General features: G+C 45.4%; 18 protein-coding genes and 1 pseudogene. 5 read left to right on the top strand and 14 right to left on the bottom strand.

The genetic code is table 11. The features are described from left to right. A partial coding sequence (locus K8R76_08095; protein ID MCD4848135.1) for a hypothetical protein occupies nucleotides 1–205 on the bottom strand: 205 nt, incomplete at its 3' end. Between the two features lie 65 nt (nucleotides 206–270). Between K8R76_08095 and K8R76_08090 the strand changes: the two genes are divergently transcribed. Beyond that, nucleotides 271–1,302, top strand: coding sequence for a cobalamin-dependent protein (locus K8R76_08090; protein ID MCD4848134.1), 1,032 nt, complete (start codon nucleotides 271–273; stop codon nucleotides 1,300–1,302). 14 nt (nucleotides 1,303–1,316) lie between these two features. Further along, nucleotides 1,317–1,784: a hypothetical protein gene (locus K8R76_08085; protein ID MCD4848133.1), complete on the top strand. Its 468-nt coding sequence runs from the start codon at nucleotides 1,317–1,319 to the stop codon at nucleotides 1,782–1,784. Nucleotides 1,785–2,058: 274 nt separating this feature from the next. Here K8R76_08085 and K8R76_08080 read toward each other — a convergent pair whose 3' ends face one another. From K8R76_08080 to K8R76_08020, 13 genes and pseudogenes are all read right to left on the bottom strand, one after another. Next, nucleotides 2,059–3,375 carry a T9SS type A sorting domain-containing protein gene (locus K8R76_08080; protein MCD4848132.1) on the bottom strand — a complete coding sequence of 439 codons (1,317 nt, stop codon included), beginning with the start codon at nucleotides 3,373–3,375 and terminating at the stop codon, nucleotides 2,059–2,061. 449 nt (nucleotides 3,376–3,824) lie between these two features. After that, the gene (locus tag K8R76_08075; protein MCD4848131.1) at nucleotides 3,825–4,301 is read right to left on the bottom strand and encodes an adenosine-specific kinase; all 477 of its coding nucleotides are present in this window, start codon (nucleotides 4,299–4,301) and stop codon (nucleotides 3,825–3,827) included. A gap of 37 nt (nucleotides 4,302–4,338) precedes the next feature. Next, nucleotides 4,339–5,778, bottom strand: a complete 1,440-nt coding sequence (gene rpoN / locus K8R76_08070; GenBank protein MCD4848130.1) for an RNA polymerase factor sigma-54 — start codon at nucleotides 5,776–5,778, stop codon at nucleotides 4,339–4,341. A gap of 1 nt (nucleotide 5,779) precedes the next feature. Then, nucleotides 5,780–6,502, bottom strand: a complete 723-nt coding sequence (gene lptB, locus K8R76_08065) for an LPS export ABC transporter ATP-binding protein (protein MCD4848129.1) — start codon at nucleotides 6,500–6,502, stop codon at nucleotides 5,780–5,782. Between the two features lie 26 nt (nucleotides 6,503–6,528). Further along, a complete protein-coding gene (locus K8R76_08060) occupies nucleotides 6,529–7,623 on the bottom strand; it encodes an LptA/OstA family protein (GenBank protein ID MCD4848128.1) in 1,095 nt (364 codons plus the stop codon). Next, the gene (gene lptC, locus K8R76_08055; GenBank protein ID MCD4848127.1) at nucleotides 7,574–8,113 is read right to left on the bottom strand and encodes an LPS export ABC transporter periplasmic protein LptC; all 540 of its coding nucleotides are present in this window, start codon (nucleotides 8,111–8,113) and stop codon (nucleotides 7,574–7,576) included. Before lptC ends, K8R76_08060 begins: the two co-directional genes overlap by 50 nt. Beyond that, nucleotides 8,067–8,978: a lysophospholipid acyltransferase family protein gene (locus K8R76_08050; GenBank protein ID MCD4848126.1), complete on the bottom strand. Its 912-nt coding sequence runs from the start codon at nucleotides 8,976–8,978 to the stop codon at nucleotides 8,067–8,069. The genes lptC and K8R76_08050 overlap by 47 nt, the downstream gene beginning before the upstream one ends. Nucleotides 8,979–8,986: 8 nt before the next feature. Next, nucleotides 8,987–9,946 carry a KpsF/GutQ family sugar-phosphate isomerase gene (locus K8R76_08045; protein ID MCD4848125.1) on the bottom strand — a complete coding sequence of 320 codons (960 nt, stop codon included), beginning with the start codon at nucleotides 9,944–9,946 and terminating at the stop codon, nucleotides 8,987–8,989. Continuing rightward, nucleotides 9,939–10,421: an HAD hydrolase family protein gene (locus K8R76_08040; GenBank protein MCD4848124.1), complete on the bottom strand. Its 483-nt coding sequence runs from the start codon at nucleotides 10,419–10,421 to the stop codon at nucleotides 9,939–9,941. Before K8R76_08040 ends, K8R76_08045 begins: the two co-directional genes overlap by 8 nt. Then, a pseudogene (gene kdsA, locus K8R76_08035) lies at nucleotides 10,418–11,190 on the bottom strand (3-deoxy-8-phosphooctulonate synthase). The gene K8R76_08040 and the pseudogene kdsA overlap by 4 nt, the downstream one beginning before the upstream one ends. Beyond that, on the bottom strand, nucleotides 11,174–11,899 hold the full coding sequence (gene kdsB, locus K8R76_08030; protein MCD4848123.1) for a 3-deoxy-manno-octulosonate cytidylyltransferase: 726 nt from the start codon (nucleotides 11,897–11,899) through the stop codon (nucleotides 11,174–11,176). The pseudogene kdsA and the gene kdsB overlap by 17 nt, the downstream one beginning before the upstream one ends. Next, the gene (locus tag K8R76_08025) at nucleotides 11,884–12,975 is read right to left on the bottom strand and encodes a hypothetical protein (GenBank protein ID MCD4848122.1); all 1,092 of its coding nucleotides are present in this window, start codon (nucleotides 12,973–12,975) and stop codon (nucleotides 11,884–11,886) included. The genes kdsB and K8R76_08025 overlap by 16 nt, the downstream gene beginning before the upstream one ends. 78 nt (nucleotides 12,976–13,053) lie before the next feature. Further along, nucleotides 13,054–14,448, bottom strand: a complete 1,395-nt coding sequence (locus K8R76_08020) for an MBL fold metallo-hydrolase (protein MCD4848121.1) — start codon at nucleotides 14,446–14,448, stop codon at nucleotides 13,054–13,056. Between the two features lie 175 nt (nucleotides 14,449–14,623). On the opposite strand from K8R76_08020, the gene K8R76_08015 reads away from it, so the two are divergent. The 3 genes from K8R76_08015 to K8R76_08005 all read left to right on the top strand — a co-directional run bounded on the left by K8R76_08015 (nucleotide 14,624) and on the right by K8R76_08005 (nucleotide 17,469). Further along, nucleotides 14,624–15,400, top strand: coding sequence for a hypothetical protein (locus K8R76_08015; protein MCD4848120.1), 777 nt, complete (start codon nucleotides 14,624–14,626; stop codon nucleotides 15,398–15,400). 204 nt (nucleotides 15,401–15,604) lie between these two features. Then, nucleotides 15,605–17,140 (top strand): acyl-CoA carboxylase subunit beta, encoded by a 1,536-nt coding sequence (locus K8R76_08010; protein MCD4848119.1) that lies wholly within the window; start codon nucleotides 15,605–15,607, stop codon nucleotides 17,138–17,140. 14 nt (nucleotides 17,141–17,154) lie between these two features. Further along, nucleotides 17,155–17,469 (top strand): acetyl-CoA carboxylase biotin carboxyl carrier protein subunit, encoded by a 315-nt coding sequence (locus K8R76_08005; GenBank protein MCD4848118.1) that lies wholly within the window; start codon nucleotides 17,155–17,157, stop codon nucleotides 17,467–17,469. The last annotated feature ends 286 nt before the right edge of the window (nucleotides 17,470–17,755 follow it).

Genomic DNA, 17,755 nt, shown 5'->3' with positions numbered 1-17,755 from the left:
AGCCCGGAAACCAGCATAGCCAGAAGCACGTGGTTCCCGGGAGATCCCGGAAACCGCTGTGCTTCCATGAGTTCATGTTCTCCACCAGCTCCTCTGAGATCATTACCTCTGCAAGCAGCATTTTGAAAACAAGACCGGCAAATGAATATAGCAGGTGATGATGACTTTGAAATCCTGACGATGCTGTTGACTTAGTAATTTTCATTTGGTTATCATTTCGGTTACTCTGATACCTCAAATCCTCATCTGATGAAATAAGAAGTGGGTTCTATGAAAATATTACTAATATCTCCATATCTGGATATAACATCTCTGAGCACCAGGCAGCTTTCTTCCTATGTTAAAGCCGGTGGACATTCCGTCGTCCAGGTCTTTCTGCCAGACCTTGAGAGCATGATAGAAAACGGCATCGATTTTGTAAAGCATTACCCCGATGAAGTTATCGCGCAGGTTGCGGAAATTGCTGATGGATTCGATCTTCTCGGTATGTCCCTTATGACCAACTACTTCATCAAAATGAGTCACCTCACCCGTGAAATCAGGAAGAAACATGATATTCCTATTTTATGGGGTGGAATTCATCCAACTGTTGCTCCGGAAGAGTGTCTCGATGTGGCGGATTACATCTGCGTGGGAGAGGGAGAGGCTGCTCTGCTGGAACTCGCTGATACGCTCCAGAAGGGAAAAAGACCGGCACACGTCAGGAATATCTGGTTCAGGGACGAACAGGGAGAATGCCGGAATCCTGTAAGGGAGCCGATAGCCGATCTTGATGACATCCCCTTCCCGGACTACGATATAGAAGACCAGTTCATTCTTGTCGGCAGAAAGGTTCTGCCTCTCAGTGAAGATATTCTGAAGGAAATGGTCCGCGGCCGGGTTCATTTCAATGAACCGCACCACTTGATCTACGAAACCATGTGGACCCGCGGATGCCCCCATCACTGCGCTTACTGTATTAACAACCATTACAGAGACCTGTACAGCGGTTTCAGGACGGTCCGGCGGAGAAGCGTGGACAACCTGATTGAAGAGATAAGATCAATCCGCGAAAGATTTCCGTGGTTCAACAGGATCAATTTTATGGATGATGATTTCGCCAGCGCCAGCAACGAACAGTTAATGAACTTCCATGACAGATACAGGGAAAAGATCAACTGTCCGTTCTTTTCGCTGCTGAGTGTACTTTCATCAGGCGAAGAGAAGTTGTCTATTCTATTCGACACCGGTCTCAGAAGAACAGATCCCCCTTTACAAACAAGCTGTACAGAAGGGAATTCTTCGCAAAGGAAAAACTTCTGAAGCTTGCGCGAACGATGAAGATGACTTTTCCTCCCGATTTCTGTCCAACTTATGATGTGATACTTGAAAATCCCTGGGAAAGCGTTGATGACGTTCTGCTTACGCTGAAAGGTATTCTTGAACTTCCGCGACCCTATGTCCTTCAGCTGTTTTCTCTGACTTTTTTCCCCGGCACAGCGGTCTACACCAGAGCGATGGAGGATGGGATCATTTCAGGATCTGAAGCCTCTCATCTGAAAGAGGATCATGACAGGGATTTAAGTTATCTGAATCTCCTCTTTCTTATGGTCAATAAAAGGATTCCGAATGGCATAATCCGGTTTCTTGCCCGGAAACCTTTCGCCCTCTTTATGGAATCCGCACCGGTCAGATGGATATTGTCTCTATTCAGTCCGCTGTATCGGATACTGAGGAAAAGAGGCGTCTGCAGAAGCCAGAGGAAGCGATGGGGCTGGTTCATTAACGAATATTCAGACAAATAGACCGGGCAGGCATCGGCCTGCCAGGTCAGATTCTTGAAAATCTCTAGTCTTCTATCCTGATCTTCCTGTGGAGCGCTTTCTCTTCTTTCGGGAGGATTATCTTCAGCACACCATTCTCATAGGATGCCCTGGCCTAATCTCCCTTAACCTCGGTGGAGAGTGTGAATGAGCGGGTAAAACTGCCATACCTGACCTCAATACCGTCGGTATCTTCTGAAATATCCACATCCGGAGCCCATTAGCGATTATTGCCCGGAACTTCGAACTCTGGTAGTTACTTTATAACAACGAATTCTTGAGTCGCGGTGAAGTCGTCTGTGATCATCCTGCAGAAGTAGATACCAGATGAAAAGTCTTCAAGTTGAATATCATGGTAACCCGAAGAATATTCGATTTCCCTGGATTCACTCACGAGTCTTCCTGATATATCGAATACTGAAAACCTGACCAGAGATGCTTTTGGAACTCCGAAGTGTATGCACGCGGTTCCGATTACCGGATTAGGTGATACGCCCGAGAGTGAGTACTCTGAAATAACCAGATCATCCTCGATCCCCTCCAGAGTGAAATAGGCATACGTCAGATTACTGTAAGAGTTGTTGAAGTAGGAGATATGTGGGTTGCCCAAGGAGTCCAGAGCCAGGGAGGAGCCCATGTAACCTTCTGAGTCAACAATCTCGATTTCCCAGGAGGAACCGTTCCAACTGGCGCACTGCAGATCATAGTCTGGGTAACCATTGCCATAGGAGATGTATGGATTGCCCAAGGAGTCCAGCGCCAGGGAGGTGCCGCAGGATACACGACTTTCTGAATCCACAATCTCAATTTCCCAGGAGGAACCGTTCCAACTAGCGTACTTCAGATCATGGTCTGAGTAACAATCGAGATAGGAGATGTGTGGATTGCCCAGGGAGTCCAGAGCTAGTGAGGAGTTCAGTCCTACTTCACCTTCTGAATCCACAGTCTCGTTAACCCAGTACAAGCCATTCCAGACGGCATACTTCAGATCATCATTAGTTTGATCGCGGTAAGAGATATGGGGTATGCCAGAAGAGTCCAGTGCCAGTGAGGAATATTGGCCTACATTACCTACTGCGTCCACGGTTTCGATATCCCATGAGGAGCCATTCCAGAAAGCGTATTTCAAATCATTGTTAGTGAAATCCCAGTAGGAGATATGTGGATTACCCGAGGAATCCAGAGCCAGTGAGGTGGATTTGCCTACTACACCTTCTGAATCCACAATCTCGATTTGCCAGGAAGAACCGTTCCAGAATGCATACATCAGATCATCATCTTCGTCGGAGTGATCGGAGTAGGAGATATGTGGGTTGCCCAAGGCATCTAGAGCAAGGGAGTTGTATGCGCCTGTATTAAATGTTGCGTCAACGGTTTCGATCTCCCAGTAGGAACCGTTCCAGAAAGCGTACTTCAGAGAAGAGAAATATCTTGCATAGGAGATATGTGGATTTCCTGAGGAATCCAGAGCCAGGGAGCAGAAATCGCCTCCTCCCGTATCCACAATCTCGATATGCCACTCAGCGAATCCCAGACTGGTCAATATCGTTAGTGTAGCAAGAAAACATTTCATATTATTCTCCTTAACCCAATTTTCAAGCAAAAATTATTTCTTGTTTTTTACATAATTCACTATTGCTATTAAGTCAATAATAGAATAATATGAGCATCAAATTAGTAATCGATTCAATACATAAGCTCAATTGAACAATTATTGGTTTTATACACAAGCGGGATTTCCTTCGACTCACTACGTTCGCTCAAAATGAACTCACCAGCCAGATCTTCTTCTCGAAGAGGGTATGATCTCGAAGGAACTGGTGGAGAACATGCGTTCCCGGAAGCACAGCGGCTTTTGCATTCACTGCGGCAAGCCCATAAAAGCCTGTGATGCCGATGGTCGTAAGACCCTGAGCGAATACATATCAAGGGCACCATTCTCGCTTGAACGCAGGTTGTGGAATTGTGGAAATTCCACTAGATCAACTTTCCTATTGCTGAACTGCGAATTTCATCAGCGGGTCAGCGTTTGTATCCAATTTTCTGAAGCAGCTGCAGGCGGTTTTCTATGTCTTCCTCTATTTCAACTGCAAATGGAGGTTCACCGTCGATAACCCCCATTACTCCGCCGCCCTGATCTGATCTGGCGACTATAACCTGAACGAGGTTTCCGGTAGCACAGTAGATTCTGCAGACCTCCGGAACGTTTTTTATCTGATTGAGAATCTGTATCGGGAAAACCTTCGACAGCACGATCATAAATGTATGTCCGCATCCAAGCTTGAGCAGGTTCTTCTCAGCAATGGATTTCAGTTCAAGGTTTGTTCCATCACTCCTGACAAGTCTTAGACCTGAGGCTTCGGAAAAGGCAAGTCCAAACTCTGATCCCGGAACAGTTCCGATGATTGCTTCATACAGATCTTCAACTGTTTTAATGAAATGAGACTGCCCCAGAATGATGTTGCAGCCTTCAGGGTATTCCAGCTGAAGTAATTCCATTGAAAAGTCATTCATTGCTTCCTCCCTCATCAGTCTGTCAGTATCGTTTTCTCTGTCTCGCGGACGGGATATTCATATCTGACCGGTAATTGGCCACTGTCCGTCTTTTAACTGTCATGCCCTGAGCCTCCAGCGTCAGAACGAGTTTAGCGTCCGAAAGAGGTTTGCTCTTGTCCTCCTTTCTAATCAGCTTCCTCAATTCATCTTTCACGGATCTGCTGGATACATCTCCATCCTCACCGGGGAGCGCCCTGCTGAAAAAGAAACGAATTTCGTAAATACCTCTGGGTGACTGAAGGTATTTGCCATTGATAGCCCTGCTGATAGTTGACTGATTGTATCCCAGAGAATCCGCTACTATCTGCAGGGTGAGCGGCCGGAGTCCCTCAATCCCGTGCTCAAAGAAATTGCTCTGATACTCCGCGAGAAAATTGCCGATTCTTGTGACTGTCTCCTGGCGCTGCGCGATTGCCTTAATGAACCAGGATGCTTTCTGGAATTTTTTAACCACATACTCTTTCTCCTTCGGAGGAGTGTTAGGTGATTCAAGAATCTGTCTGTTTCTGACGGATATCATCAATCTCGGAAATCTGTTGTCATTCAGAACAGCTTCAAAATGATCTTTTACTCTGATGATTATGATATCAGGTATGACGGCAGCATTGGCGCTGGATGAGAACTCGTTTCCCGGCCAGGGATTCAGAATGGATATTCTGTCAATTGCTTCCTGTACTTCATGCGGTGAAACGTTTTCCGCGCCTGCAATCTGTTTTATCCTTTTCTCTGTCATCTCATCAAAATGAGTGGTTACTATTCGATATTCAAGACTGTCGGTTGTGAAACCCATTTCTTTCAGCTGCATTTCCAGCGCTTCGACTTCATCTCCGGCGCCAACACCTGTAGGATCAAGAGTTCTAACGATCTCAATTGCCCTGATCAGCAATTCAGGCTTACCGTTCCAACCGGATTCAAGTTCCTGTTCTGTCAGAAAAAGCAGCCCATGTCTGTTCAGAGAATAAACGATATAGACTACAGCATCTTCTAAATTATCTGGAAGCATGAGTGCATAAACCTGCTGAAGAAGATATTCGGAAAGCGTAAGTTCACTTGGCGGTTCAGGTGTCCATGAATCATCATCAGTCTGTCTGGAGTTGTGTGTGTACTCGCCTGTATGCTCCTCAATGCGCTTGAGAATATCCAGCGGGTCGGATTCCACACTGTCACTTCTGGATGGCTCCTCATCCCAGGAATCAGCCTCGGATTTCTGAGATTTACCATCATCTGTTTTCTCCGGCTCCTTTTGTTGATTAACTTCCTTTTCCAGGAGCGGATTCTCCTGAAGTTCTTTCCTTATGAGGTTTTCAAGATCAATTGATGGTAATTGGAGAATTTCCAGAGCCTGTCTTATCTTCTGTGTGAGCACAAGCTTCTGGGTTTGAGACAGTCTCAGATTCTGATTCATTCTGAGTTCAGGCATATTAGAGTTTGAACCTTTCACCAAGATATATTTTTCTTGCTTCGGGATCTTCAGCAAGTTCAACAGCTGAACCGGAGATAAGTATTTGCCCATCGTACATGATGTATGCTCTGTCAGTAATTTCAAGCGTTTCTCTTACATTATGATCCGTTATCAGTATGCCAAGACCTTTTGTTCTGAGGTTCTTTACTATACTCTGAATATCATCAACCGCTATAGGATCAATCCCCGCAAAAGGTTCATCGAGAAGAAGGAAAGCAGGTTCTGTCACAAGAGCGCGTGCAATTTCAACACGTCTTCTCTCTCCTCCTGATAATGTAAACGCTTTCTGATCCGCAACCTTTTCCAGGCCCAAATCGGAAAGGAGGATGGATAGTCTTTGTTTCCGTTCGCTTTTCCCCAGTTTCATCGTTTCCAGTATACTCATCAGATTATCCGATACCGTCATTTTCCTGAATACACTGGATTCCTGGGGCAGATAGCCGATTCCAAGCCTGCATCTTTTATACATCGGTAGATGTGTGATAATAATTTTATCCATGTAGACTTCGCCGGAGTCAGGTCGAATGAAACCGACAATCTGATTGAAAGTGGTGGTCTTCCCCGCTCCATTCGGGCCAAGAAGGCCTACTATTTCTCCTCTTTCGACAGTGAGAGATACGCCGTTTACAACAGGTCGTTTTCTGTATTTCTTAACAAGATTCTCAGTTCTCAGGATCTTTATGTCGCTTATGGTCTTCCGGCGTACAGTCACTGATCACCTCCACGGTAGCTGTATGTTCCAGTTACTGAACCGGATACAATGACTTCTGTTGCGTTGCCATCTTCAAATGTAATAGTAAATGTATTCCCCCGTACAGTATTCATCTCATCTCTTGAAGCAGCTTCTCCTCCTGATTTCATTGTAAGAGACGCAAAACCAGTCAGCATAACTGAGTCAGGTTCACTGTCCTCAAAAGAAAAAAATGCTCTCTCCGAGGAGAACCAGGTTTCAGCCGGAGGATCAACACCGGAATCACAAAAATATCCTGAAGCGTCTCCTTCAATCCTGACTGATTCCGGATCTCCGGAGGATTCCAGAAGGATTTCCATCCAGTCTCCTGACATATCTCCTTCCTCAAAGAACAGAACCGGGGAACCGAACAGTTCAAAACGATCCTCATCACCAAAATACCTCAGGTATTCAGACGTAGAAGTGAAATCCATTTCAGGCATTGAAACAAGAACGTTTCCCTGTGCCTCAGCGCTGTTATCCTCCAGAAAAAATTCGAGTCGATCAGCAGTAACTGTAAGACTGTCTCCATTTTCCGCTCTTCTGAGAACAGGATCGACCGTTACGAAAAGGCTGCCTCTCTCTCTGTCATACAGTGCGTACTGTCCTTCTACCCGTCCAAACCATGGGCCGGTCATTATCACATTCTCCCTTGCCGTTGCCTTAGCTGAGCCGCGAAAATACACTACTTCTTCAGCTTCTACAACTGTCTCTCCGTCGGTAAGAACTACATCCCCGATCATGGTAACCATGCCAGCATCCTTAAGATATTCCAGATATTCGGAAGTACCGGTAAGAGTATCCATTAAGACGATTACATTTCCAAGAAACAGAGCGTTTCCGGAATCCTGCCAAACAGTAGCGCTGTCGGAATTGACTGTTACCTCACCATCGGTTACAATGACATTCTGCGCCAGATCAAGAACAACCTCACCGGATTCAAGTTCCCTCGCAACTGCCCGATCAGCGGTGGCAGTGAACACTCCCGCGCCCACGACAGAAGCGGATAACAGCAGTATAAGGTTATTCGAGGTCAATCTCGCCGGAGTAAACCGCAGTGAAACTTTCTTCAATATCAACTCCTTCTGCTACGCCAAGACTTACATCCAGATCAACTCCCATCCCTGAAAGAACTGTTTCTCCAGTCGAATCAGGAATGGTCAGCACCACGAGACAGTCACTATGAAAAACTCCCATCTCATCATTCCAGATAATCTCTTCAGTCGAAAGATGCCTGTCATCGTTTGTCCGCGCATTTACATGGCCCCATATTCTCATCAAGCCTGATTGTAGTTCAACACGTCCGGAATCACCAGTCAGGATGGTTGAGGGAATATCCTCTTCAAAAAATGTAAGATTAACACTATCTATCAGAAGAATGCTGTCGCCCTCTGTGTAAACAGCTTCATCACTCACCAGACGCCAGGAGCGATTTCCTTCTAGAGATTGAACAAGTATGAAATTCTCCACGTTCTGGACTGGTTCCTGATCAGAATCCATTTCCACCGGATCAGGATTACCGCAGGCCAGGAGCCCAGCCAGGGCGACGAGCCCAGCGTTCATGAATCCAGACCCATTGCTGAGGATCTTCACGTATCCACTCCTCAATCCTTCCGGTAAGATCAGCTGTAAGTTCAAGATACCCATTATCTCCGGAGTAATCCGCAAGTACCATTGGTTTATCGATAGTAAGGATATATCTTCCATTGCTCTTCCTGGCAATATGAAGTGTCAGAACAGGTATCCCGAATCTTACTGCCAGCTGAGCCGGACCAACCGGCGTTCTCGCCGGAAGTCCAAGAAAATCAACAAACTCACTTTCAACTCCCATTGTATCCTGATCTATCAAAATACCTACTGCGGTATTCTTGCGCAATACATGCATGAGCTTCACAATACCGCTGCTCCTGTCAACAAGAGCAACATCATGTTTCTTCCTGAGAGAATCGAAATATTCCGATGTATCCCTTTGAGACAGCTTTCGTGAGACAACACCAACCCGATGACCAAGCAGCTTTATAGCTCTCGGTATCAGTTCCCATGCTGAATAGTGAGCTGTTATAGCTAATGCCCCTTTTCCGGAGGACAGAGCCGCTTCCATATTTTCAGCGCCATGTACTTCTACTGTTTTCATGAATTCATCATCGGATTTTCCCGACAGATGGAAAAAATCCAGCATTCCGGCAATAAGATTTCTGTACACGGTACTCAGATGAACATTCATACCACAGGGCTTCATGATGTGCCGTTTGTTGATTCTGAATATTCTTACGGACTTTCCCGGAATCAGCGACGCAAGGAACCCGAACAAACCTGCTGTGATCCAGATAAGCCTCCGCGGCAGAACTGAAGCGATGAAAAAAACAAGTTTTGCGAGGGGCAATTCAAGGGAGTGCCTTATATGGCGGAAAGGAAGTCGTGATTTCATGGAATGAATTATTTCACGCCGGCCTGAAGAGCATCATGCAGGTAGAGTATTCCAATGGGTCTGCCTTCGGTATTTATGGCAACGAGACTTGTGATTCCGTGTTCTTCCATTCTGGAAACTGCGATTGAAGCAAGTTCATCTTCATTGCATATGACCGGTTTCCTTATAAGTACATCACCAAGCTGAAGATCCAGGATATTCTCACGGTTCTTCATCAATCTTCCAAGATCACCGTAAACGAATATACCGCTCAATTTACCGTCATTGTCTGTTGAATAGCACACTCCTCTGTGAGCTGTCATCAATGCAACTGCCTCTGTTAGCGGCGCTGACTCGGAAATCTCAGGAAGAGAACCACAATCCATTAAATCCCTGACACGGGTAAGAAGTCTTCTGCCAAGCATTCCTCCGGGATGAACCTGGGCAAAATCATCAGGTGAAAATTTCTTCTGATGAAGAAGTGCCATGGCAAGAGCGTCACCCAGAGCCATCGTAGCCGTAGTGCTTGCTGTTGGAGCCAGATTGTAGGGACAGGCTTCCTGGAGATCAGGAAGCTGAAGAACAACTTTTGCTGCGCGGTGGAGTAAGGAGTCAGTGGCAGAAGTAATCGCGACGACAGGGATATTCAGATGTCTGAAACATGGAAGGAGCAAAGCTATTTCCTCTGTTTCTCCACTTTTCGAGAGCACAAGAGCAACATCACCCTTCTGCAGAATACCAAGATCACCATGAATCCCTTCTGACGGGTGAAGAAAATAGGCAGGGCTTCCGGTGCTCGTCATAGTTGCGGCGATCTTCTTTCCAACATGCCCGGATTTACCCATCCCGCAGATCACGATTTTACCTTTTGCGGAAGCGAGGGTTAGAACAGCTTCTGAAAAAGCCTCTCTTATAAGAGTACCTGTAGCTTCCAGCCACTCAATTTCAATTTGAAGCACTCTTAAGGCTTCTTTGTACAGATCAGACATTATCAAGGCTCTCCAGCAGCATATCTACTATCTCCCTCACAGCTCCTTCACCCCCGGCATTAGATGTCACAATATCACATTCAGCTTTGACAGATGGATGCGCATCAGCCGGACATGCTCCTATACCGGCAATCCGAATTGCGGGCAGGTCCAGAAGCCCATCTCCCATAAACAGAACTTCTGAAGAATCAATCGAAAGCAGTTCGCTCAGTTTCATGAGAGCTGAGGCTTTTTCGGAGCAGCCAAGACAGAGAAGCTGTATGTCCAGATCTCCGGCCCTGCGTCTGGTCGCTGGAAAATCCCGGAAAGAAACCAGTGCAACAGGAAAATCCCTCCGCCTCAGTTCGATTATTCCAGCTCCATCTCTTGAATCAAATCTCTGAACTACTCCGTCAGGCCCATAATACAAACCACCATCTGTGAGTACACCATCAACATCGAGAGCCAGTAATCTGATCGTTCCCAGGGACTTCATCTTCCCTCCCAATGTCTTAGAGCCTCTGTCAGCATGAATTCAAGTGTATTGAAATCAACCATCGTAGCTGAGTCACTCAAAGCTGATTGAGGATCAGGATGCGATTCAATGAAAAGACCATCGACACCCCAGGCAGCTCCCGCACGTGCGAGAGCTGGAGCGTACTCGCTGCAGCCACCGCTCTGACCATCTGCGGCACCGGGAAGCTGAAGAGAATGAGTAACATCAAGAATGACTTTATCAGCGAACTCTCTCATTACTGATAGAGATCGCCATAACCGAAAAAAGTTCCTCTTTCTGTAAGCCAGACTTCATCACAACCGGATGACCGGACCTTGTTCACCGAACCCTTCATATTCTGCGGATCCATGAACTGACCCTTCTTGATATTCACAGGTTTTCCGGAACCTCCAACAGCCTCCAGAATAGACGTCTGTCTGCATAGAAAAGCTGGAACCTGAATTATGGAAACAACTTGAGCAACAGAAGCAATCTGCTGCCAGTTATGTATATCAGTCAGTGTTCGCACACCGAATGTATCGGAGATCTCTTCAAGAATACGTAATCCTTTTTCAAGTCCGGGTCCTCTATAGGAATTATGACTTGTTCTGTTATCCTTAAGAAACGAACCTTTGAAAACCCATTCAGATCGAGGATGCACTGAATCAATCAGTTTCTGAACAAACTCGGCTACTGTAAACGAAAGGTCTCTGGATTCAAGACTGCACGGACCAATGATAAAAAAAGGAGTCTTATCTGTTTGCAAAATATTTCACCGCCCTTTCAAGATCATCCGGCGTATCCACACCTAATCCCCTAAAATCTCCATCAATAACCCTAACTCTGATTCCATTTTCAAGCCAGGCCAGTTGCTCAAGACGCTCTGTTCTGGACAGGAGAGTGCTTCCTGCGCTTATACAATGCCTGAGAGAGGCGGGGTTGAAACAGTAGACTCCAATGTGTTCGAGCAGTTCTTCTGCGCCGTGCGGTACAGAATACCTTGAGAAATACATTGCATCACCATTACAATCAGTTACAACTTTCACGGAATCTGGGGATTGAGCCTGAACGGCCTGTACCCTCCTGGCAAGCGTAGTTACTCGATAATCCTCAGGATGACAGGAAGTAAGTGCATTGATCCAGGTGGAGTCAACAAGAGGTTCATCTCCCTGAACGTTAATAATCCATTCCCCCGGACAGCCCAGTGATTCCCATGCCATGAATACTCTCTGCGTGCCGGTATCGGCATCTCCAGTCAGAATTGCTTCGAATCCGCTTTTTCTGACAGAATCCATAATGCGTCTGTCATCAGTGGCCACAATAATCCTGTCTACAGAACCATTCAGACCCTGAAGAACTCTATTGATAAGTGGAACCCCGGCAACGTCAGCAAGGGGCTTTCCGGGAAGCCTTACAGAACAGTACCTGGCGGGTACTATTGCAACTACTCTGTCAGAGGAGCCTATTCTCCCAGCCATTTCTCAGTAGCCCACAACGAAATGAATAATACGGTTTCCTTCTGGAACTCATCCTGAATATTCCTCCAGAACTGGAATCCTGTGGATAGGTCTATTCCTGCTTTACCATCTCCGAATACCAATCCGGCGCCAGCGGTGAATCTGTCCGCGCCATCTCTCCATAATCCATTCATATGGCTGTAACCGGTTCGAGCAATTACTCCGCTTCCAATATTTACCTCAGATCCAGCTGAAATAATGGAACCTGAATCAGTGATGGATCCAAATACGTCAAGTGACTTTCTGGAGTAGATATCAAGCCCGATAAGTAATCGCTCTAATGGTCTGTAGGAGATCCCAGCGCTTAATTCACCTGGAATTGTATACATCTGACTCGAACTGTCTGGATCGTATTCCTCGTAATCACGATGAATATCAAGAGTGCCTTTTCTGTCAGTTGAAATGGAGAATCCCAGGCCAAAACGATCTGAATTAATGAAAAGACCGAAAACTCCACCCCAGGCCTGTCTGAAACTCACATCATCTCTGTAGATGATCTCTTTCGTCGGGTATTGTGAAGGATTATCAGGAATCAGTGTTACATCCGAAACAATACTCCCGAAAGTACAACGGCCGCCAAAAGAAAATGCAAGCCAGTCAGTCGCTCTGACCGACAGTCCGGTATAGGACTCCACGAGCCCGCCTGACCAGGAAAGATCTCCTGTAAACTCATCGAAAATCATCTCCTCTGCGGTTTTAATTCTGCTTTTCCCATCAATAGCTGCAGTGACCACAATCCTTCCAGGAAGAGGAATTACGGCTGATATGAGTGGAATACCGAAGCTGTTGTCCCAGGACGATACATCGCCTTCACTGTATCTTCCACCGAAACAGACGCCGCTGTTTAAAGCCCATGCTGACGCAGCAGGATTGAGCATTGAAAAGCTGGTTGAATCAGGAACACCTGCACAGATTCCTCCCATTCCAAAGGATCTGGGATTCAGAGGCAGTATTTCATCTCCTATTCCTGTAGATGGGGATATAAACCCCGGAAAACTTCCAGCGAGAATAAGAAAAATGCAAGTAAATACGGTCATTATGTCTCCTGTTTTTTATTCATATCTAACAACCGATGTATTCTGATACAGCGTATATTGTTCCAGACATTCCGCATGTTATTGTATCTCATAAGTTTCACACATAGAAGGAATAACAGGTTCAATGCCGGTTCTCTCGAATATCCGCCTGGCAAGAACTTCGCTCTGGTCAAGTTCGCCGTGAACAAGGAATATATCCTTCGCATCTTTACCGATATTTTCGGCATAGTCAACCAGTGCATCGGAATCAGCATGAGCAGAAAAGCCGTTAATCACTTCAAGACCAGCTTTCACGGTATACTCTTCACCGAAGATCTTTACCTCTTTACATCCATCAAGAAGTCTTCGTCCCAGAGTGTGCTGGGCCATGAATCCGACAATCAGCACGGTGTTCTTGTTACTTTCAATATTGTTCTTCAGATGATGCAGAATTCTTCCGTTCTCGCACATTCCGGAGGCCGAAATAATCACCATTGGTCTTGAATCCATATTGAGCGCTTTTGATTCCCCTACGCTCTGAATGAAACGGAGACCTTCGAACTGAAATGGGCTTTCTCCACTGTGAAGGTAGTCACGCATATGGGAATCGAAACACTCCTGATGGATCTTGTATATTTCTGTTGCGTCGAAAGAAAGAGGTGAATCAACAAACACCGGCATATTCGGCATTTCATTTCGTGTTACCAATTCGTGAATATAGTAAAGCACTTCCTGTGTCCTGCCGACACTGAAAGATGGAATGATCACTTTTCCGCCAAGTTTGTAGGTTTTATTTACTATATCCCGGAATCGAATCAGAGCTTCTTCCTGCTTCTCGTGATTTCTTCCACCGTAGGTGCTCTCCATCAGCAGAATATCGGCTTTCGCACTCATGTCCGGATCTTTGAGTATCGGTCTGCCAGGTCGACCCAGATCTCCTGAGAATAGAAGAACCTTCTCATGCCCGTTTTCCCGGATAGTAAGTTCAATCTGGGCTGAGCCCAGAATGTGTCCCGCATCAAGAAAACGCAGAGTTATCCCGTTGAAGATTTCAAACGGTCTGTTGTAAGGAATGGACATGAAATGCTCCAGAGTTCGTGTCACATCTTCGATATCGTATAAAGGTTCAAGGGGAGGAAGGTCCTTTTTCGCTCTCTTTTTGTTCAGGTACTGAGTATCGTACTTTTGTATATGAGCGCTGTCGGGAAGCATGATTGCCGCAAGATCTCTTGTGGCAAAAGTGCTGATTATCAAGCCTCCGAAACCTTTCTTTATAACACCAGGGAGGTTTCCGGCATGATCTATATGCGCATGTGAAAGAATAATACAATCCAGATCAGACGGATTAAAGGGGAAATTTCTGTTAAGTTCTTCACTTTCAATGCGATGTCCCTGGTGAAAACCGCAATCAAGCAGTATTTTCCTATCGCCAATTTCAAGTAAATGCTTCGAACCGGTTACAGCACGTGCTGCTCCGAAGAAAGTAATTTTCAATTCAGCAAACCTCCAAAGCTTGACTATGTTGAGGAATTCATGGCACTGCAACCGTGAATATATACAAAACATGCCTCCCGATGAATGCAGGAGTTATATTTAAATGAGTGTCATGTTAACCGAGTGGTTTTCAGAAGCTGGAATTTTACGGTCAATCTTGAATCTGGAGGTTCACTTGAACAGATTTCTGTTTCTTCTCCTGTCAGCATTTTTCATTATCGGATGTAAAGATGATCAGCCGCCTGTGGATATGACCTCAGAACTGGAGTATTCCCCGATTGTTATAGTGAATTTCAGGAAACTGGCGCCCTCTCCGGATCTTCCATGGATTATCACGGAAAAAGGTGAACATATATCAGGAGCGATGCTGATGCCGGAGGAGCCGGAAACAATCCGATCTTCAGAGCAGCAGCTTATTCAGGAAGCCTTGAAGAACAACATGTTGCTGGCTGTGATCAGCGATAGATATTCAAATTATGATCTGAACCAGGATCATATTCAGATATGGACCGATAAAACCGGTAATACTATCTCTATTCCGTCAGGATTGACTGAGGATTTCGAGGATTCCTTATGGAAGAATCCCCTGGGAAAGCAGAGAATTCTTTTCAGTCTCATAGATCTGTATAAACCGGATTTAATTTTCATCAATCCGATCTATTCCAAAGTCTCAACAGTATTACAGATTGCTGATTACTGGACAGATCCTGAAATTCTCTCACACTTCACGGTAATATTGTATTCGATACCCGACACTGCTGAATACCGTGGCTGGGCAGTGATTGCTGGAGAACAGATCAATGGAACAACTCCGTTTGGATTAACTGCAAGCGGCATGTTCGTCACAATCAGACTTCTTGCAGGGCTGGAATGGGAGAAAAGCATTCCAGAGAGTATTCCGGCTCTATCTATCATTGAAATACCACCTGCTGAAAGTACATTATCCTGGTAGATAACTGCTCCTCATTCTACTTCACTGATATAATTCAAGACTACCACTCAGTGACATAACTGAATTATCTTATACCAATAGTAGAATCAATGTTTGTAAAAGGGTAAATGTCCTTTTTTTTGATATTCGAACAGGGAGAATTCTTATATTACTGAAAGTGTATACTGAATTCTATCCGGTAAAATTGCATGAGGAGATCTAACTATGTCGATTATGAAATCAGTTAATGATTTTCTTGCTCGCCTTTCAGGTAAACTAAAAGGTGGCGGTGAACAGGCTATCGAAAAACAGAAGAAGAAAGGGAAGCATACAGCGAGAGAACGAATAGAAAATCTCCTGCTCGACCCTGACTCATTTCTTGAGACAGACCTGTTCGTCGAGCATTCGGTGAAAGATTTTGGAATGGACCGGAAAGAACTCGCCGGAGATGGTGTTATTACGGGATTCGGAAAAGTCAGTAACAGATATGTGGCTGTCTTCGCTCAGGATTTCACAGTGGCCGGAGGATCCCTTGGCAGAGCCCACGCCAAGAAGATCACAAAAGTGATGGATGCTGCAGGGGAAGCTCACATACCACTTATCGGAATCAATGATTCGGGTGGCGCGAGGATTCAGGAGGGAGTGGAATCCCTTTGTGGGTATGGTGAAATTTTCTATCGGAATACTCGTATGAGCGGAATCATACCTCAGATTTCTGTAATACTTGGACCATGTGCCGGAGGAGCCGTATATTCGCCGGCTCTTACCGATTTTGTTTTCGTGGTCAATAAAATATCGAACATGTTCATCACGGGTCCTCAGGTAATCAAAACAGTCCTTGGAGAGGAAGTCACACAGGAGGAACTTGGCGGTGCTGTCACACAAGCTTCTATTACAGGTAATGCTCATTTCTACGCAGAGAGTGAAGCTGAAGCTTTTAGTACTCTTAAGAAACTGCTTTCATTCCTTCCAGCCAACTCAAATGAGAAACCTCCTGTTTACAGAGCAGCCCCCCCTGTCAATCCGCTTGGAGATGATGTTATTCCAGACGACAGGAAGCGGGCTTACTGTGTCAAGGAACTCATCCGGGGAATAGTTGACGCTTCAAATTTCCTTGAGGTTCACGAACGGTGGGCCAGGAATATCGTTGTAGGATTCGCAAGGCTTGACGGAAAAACTATCGGTATTATTGCCAATCAGCCAAGAGTTCTTGCGGGAGTTCTCGATGTAAATGCTTCAGATAAAGCGGCAAGATTCATCAGATTCTGTGATTCCTTCAACATCCCTCTGCTCACAATGGTTGATACTCCAGGATATCTCCCTGGAACAGACCAGGAACATGCGGGTGTTATCAGACATGGAGCCAAGCTGCTCTATGCATACAGTGAGGCTACAGTTCCAAAAATGACTCTGATAATGAGAAAGGCTTATGGCGGTGCTTACATAGCCATGTGCAGCAGGCATCTCGGAGCAACATTTGTTACTTCATGGCCTTCCGGAGAAATAGCTGTCATGGGTCCTGAAGGGGCCGCAAACATAATTTTCCGCAGGGAAATAGCAGAAGCCGATGATCCCGAAGCCTTCAGGCAGGAAAAAGTGAATGAATACGAAGAGAAATTTTCCAATCCATACGTTGCCGCGAAAAAAGGCTACATTGATACCATTATTAAATCAAGCATGACCAGAGAAACATTCATTAAAGCTTTCTCTGTTGCGGATTCCTTTGAAATTGGCCATAAACATGGCAATATTCCTCTGTAGAGGATAGAAGAATTATGGAAAGTAAACTCAGTAACCTTAATATCGACGGTACGGAATATTCAACGGAAATTCCTGAAGGATCACTGAAAGCATTTGATGGAATGCCTGATCTTTCTGAAGTCAGAGCTTTCATCCCTGGATTAATTATTGATATTCTCGTATCTGAAGGAGATTCAGTTAAACCTCGAGATATGCTGCTGCTTCTTGAAGCAATGAAGATGCACAATGAGATCTGCTCCAGCATCAGCGGGATCGTCAGCAGGATACACGTCTCAAAAGGTGATACTGTGAAGAAAGATCAGCTGCTCGTGGAGATCTCCAGGTTTTAGCCACGATTCTCACATCAAGCAGGAAGTGGGGGTAACCCCGCTTCCAAAGAAAGTGTACTTTCCGTCAGTATCCGGCTTTTCATCAGTTTTTCGACATGGAGCCTTCGCTCCCAGAAGCCATCTTCTTGATATAGGCTTATCACCAAATAATTGAAGCTACTTGTTCCTCTGGATTTGATGCTGTCTCAATTTGTTCTTTTGAAAGCACTTGATTTAATAAAACAGTGAATTATAATCTTCCAATGAGATTATATGATTTGTATTCACGATTCAATCAGAAACAGAT

The organism is Candidatus Aegiribacteria sp., from assembly GCA_021108435.1.
Lineage (GTDB): Bacteria > Fermentibacterota > Fermentibacteria > Fermentibacterales > JCC-6 > Aegiribacteria.
The sequence above is the reverse complement of the archived record's forward strand: the minus strand, read 5'-3'. Positions and strand labels throughout refer to the sequence as shown.

Bases quoted from the DNA above. Each gene is read 5' to 3' on its own strand.
- K8R76_08090 (MCD4848134.1), top strand. From the start codon at position 271: ATGAAAATATTACTAATATCTCCATATCTGGATATAACATCTCTGAGC.
- K8R76_08085 (MCD4848133.1), top strand. From the start codon at position 1,317: ATGAAGATGACTTTTCCTCCCGATTTCTGTCCAACTTATGATGTGATA.
- K8R76_08080 (MCD4848132.1), bottom strand. From the start codon at position 3,375: ATGAAATGTTTTCTTGCTACACTAACGATATTGACCAGTCTGGGATTC.
- K8R76_08075 (MCD4848131.1), bottom strand. From the start codon at position 4,301: ATGGAATTACTTCAGCTGGAATACCCTGAAGGCTGCAACATCATTCTG.
- rpoN (MCD4848130.1), bottom strand. From the start codon at position 5,778: ATGCCTGAACTCAGAATGAATCAGAATCTGAGACTGTCTCAAACCCAG.
- lptC (MCD4848127.1), bottom strand. From the start codon at position 8,113: ATGAACGCTGGGCTCGTCGCCCTGGCTGGGCTCCTGGCCTGCGGTAAT.
- K8R76_08050 (MCD4848126.1), bottom strand. From the start codon at position 8,978: ATGAAATCACGACTTCCTTTCCGCCATATAAGGCACTCCCTTGAATTG.
- K8R76_08045 (MCD4848125.1), bottom strand. From the start codon at position 9,946: ATGTCTGATCTGTACAAAGAAGCCTTAAGAGTGCTTCAAATTGAAATT.
- K8R76_08040 (MCD4848124.1), bottom strand. From the start codon at position 10,421: ATGAAGTCCCTGGGAACGATCAGATTACTGGCTCTCGATGTTGATGGT.
- kdsB (MCD4848123.1), bottom strand. From the start codon at position 11,899: ATGGCTGGGAGAATAGGCTCCTCTGACAGAGTAGTTGCAATAGTACCC.
- K8R76_08025 (MCD4848122.1), bottom strand. From the start codon at position 12,975: ATGACCGTATTTACTTGCATTTTTCTTATTCTCGCTGGAAGTTTTCCG.
- K8R76_08010 (MCD4848119.1), top strand. From the start codon at position 15,605: ATGTCGATTATGAAATCAGTTAATGATTTTCTTGCTCGCCTTTCAGGT.
- K8R76_08005 (MCD4848118.1), top strand. From the start codon at position 17,155: ATGGAAAGTAAACTCAGTAACCTTAATATCGACGGTACGGAATATTCA.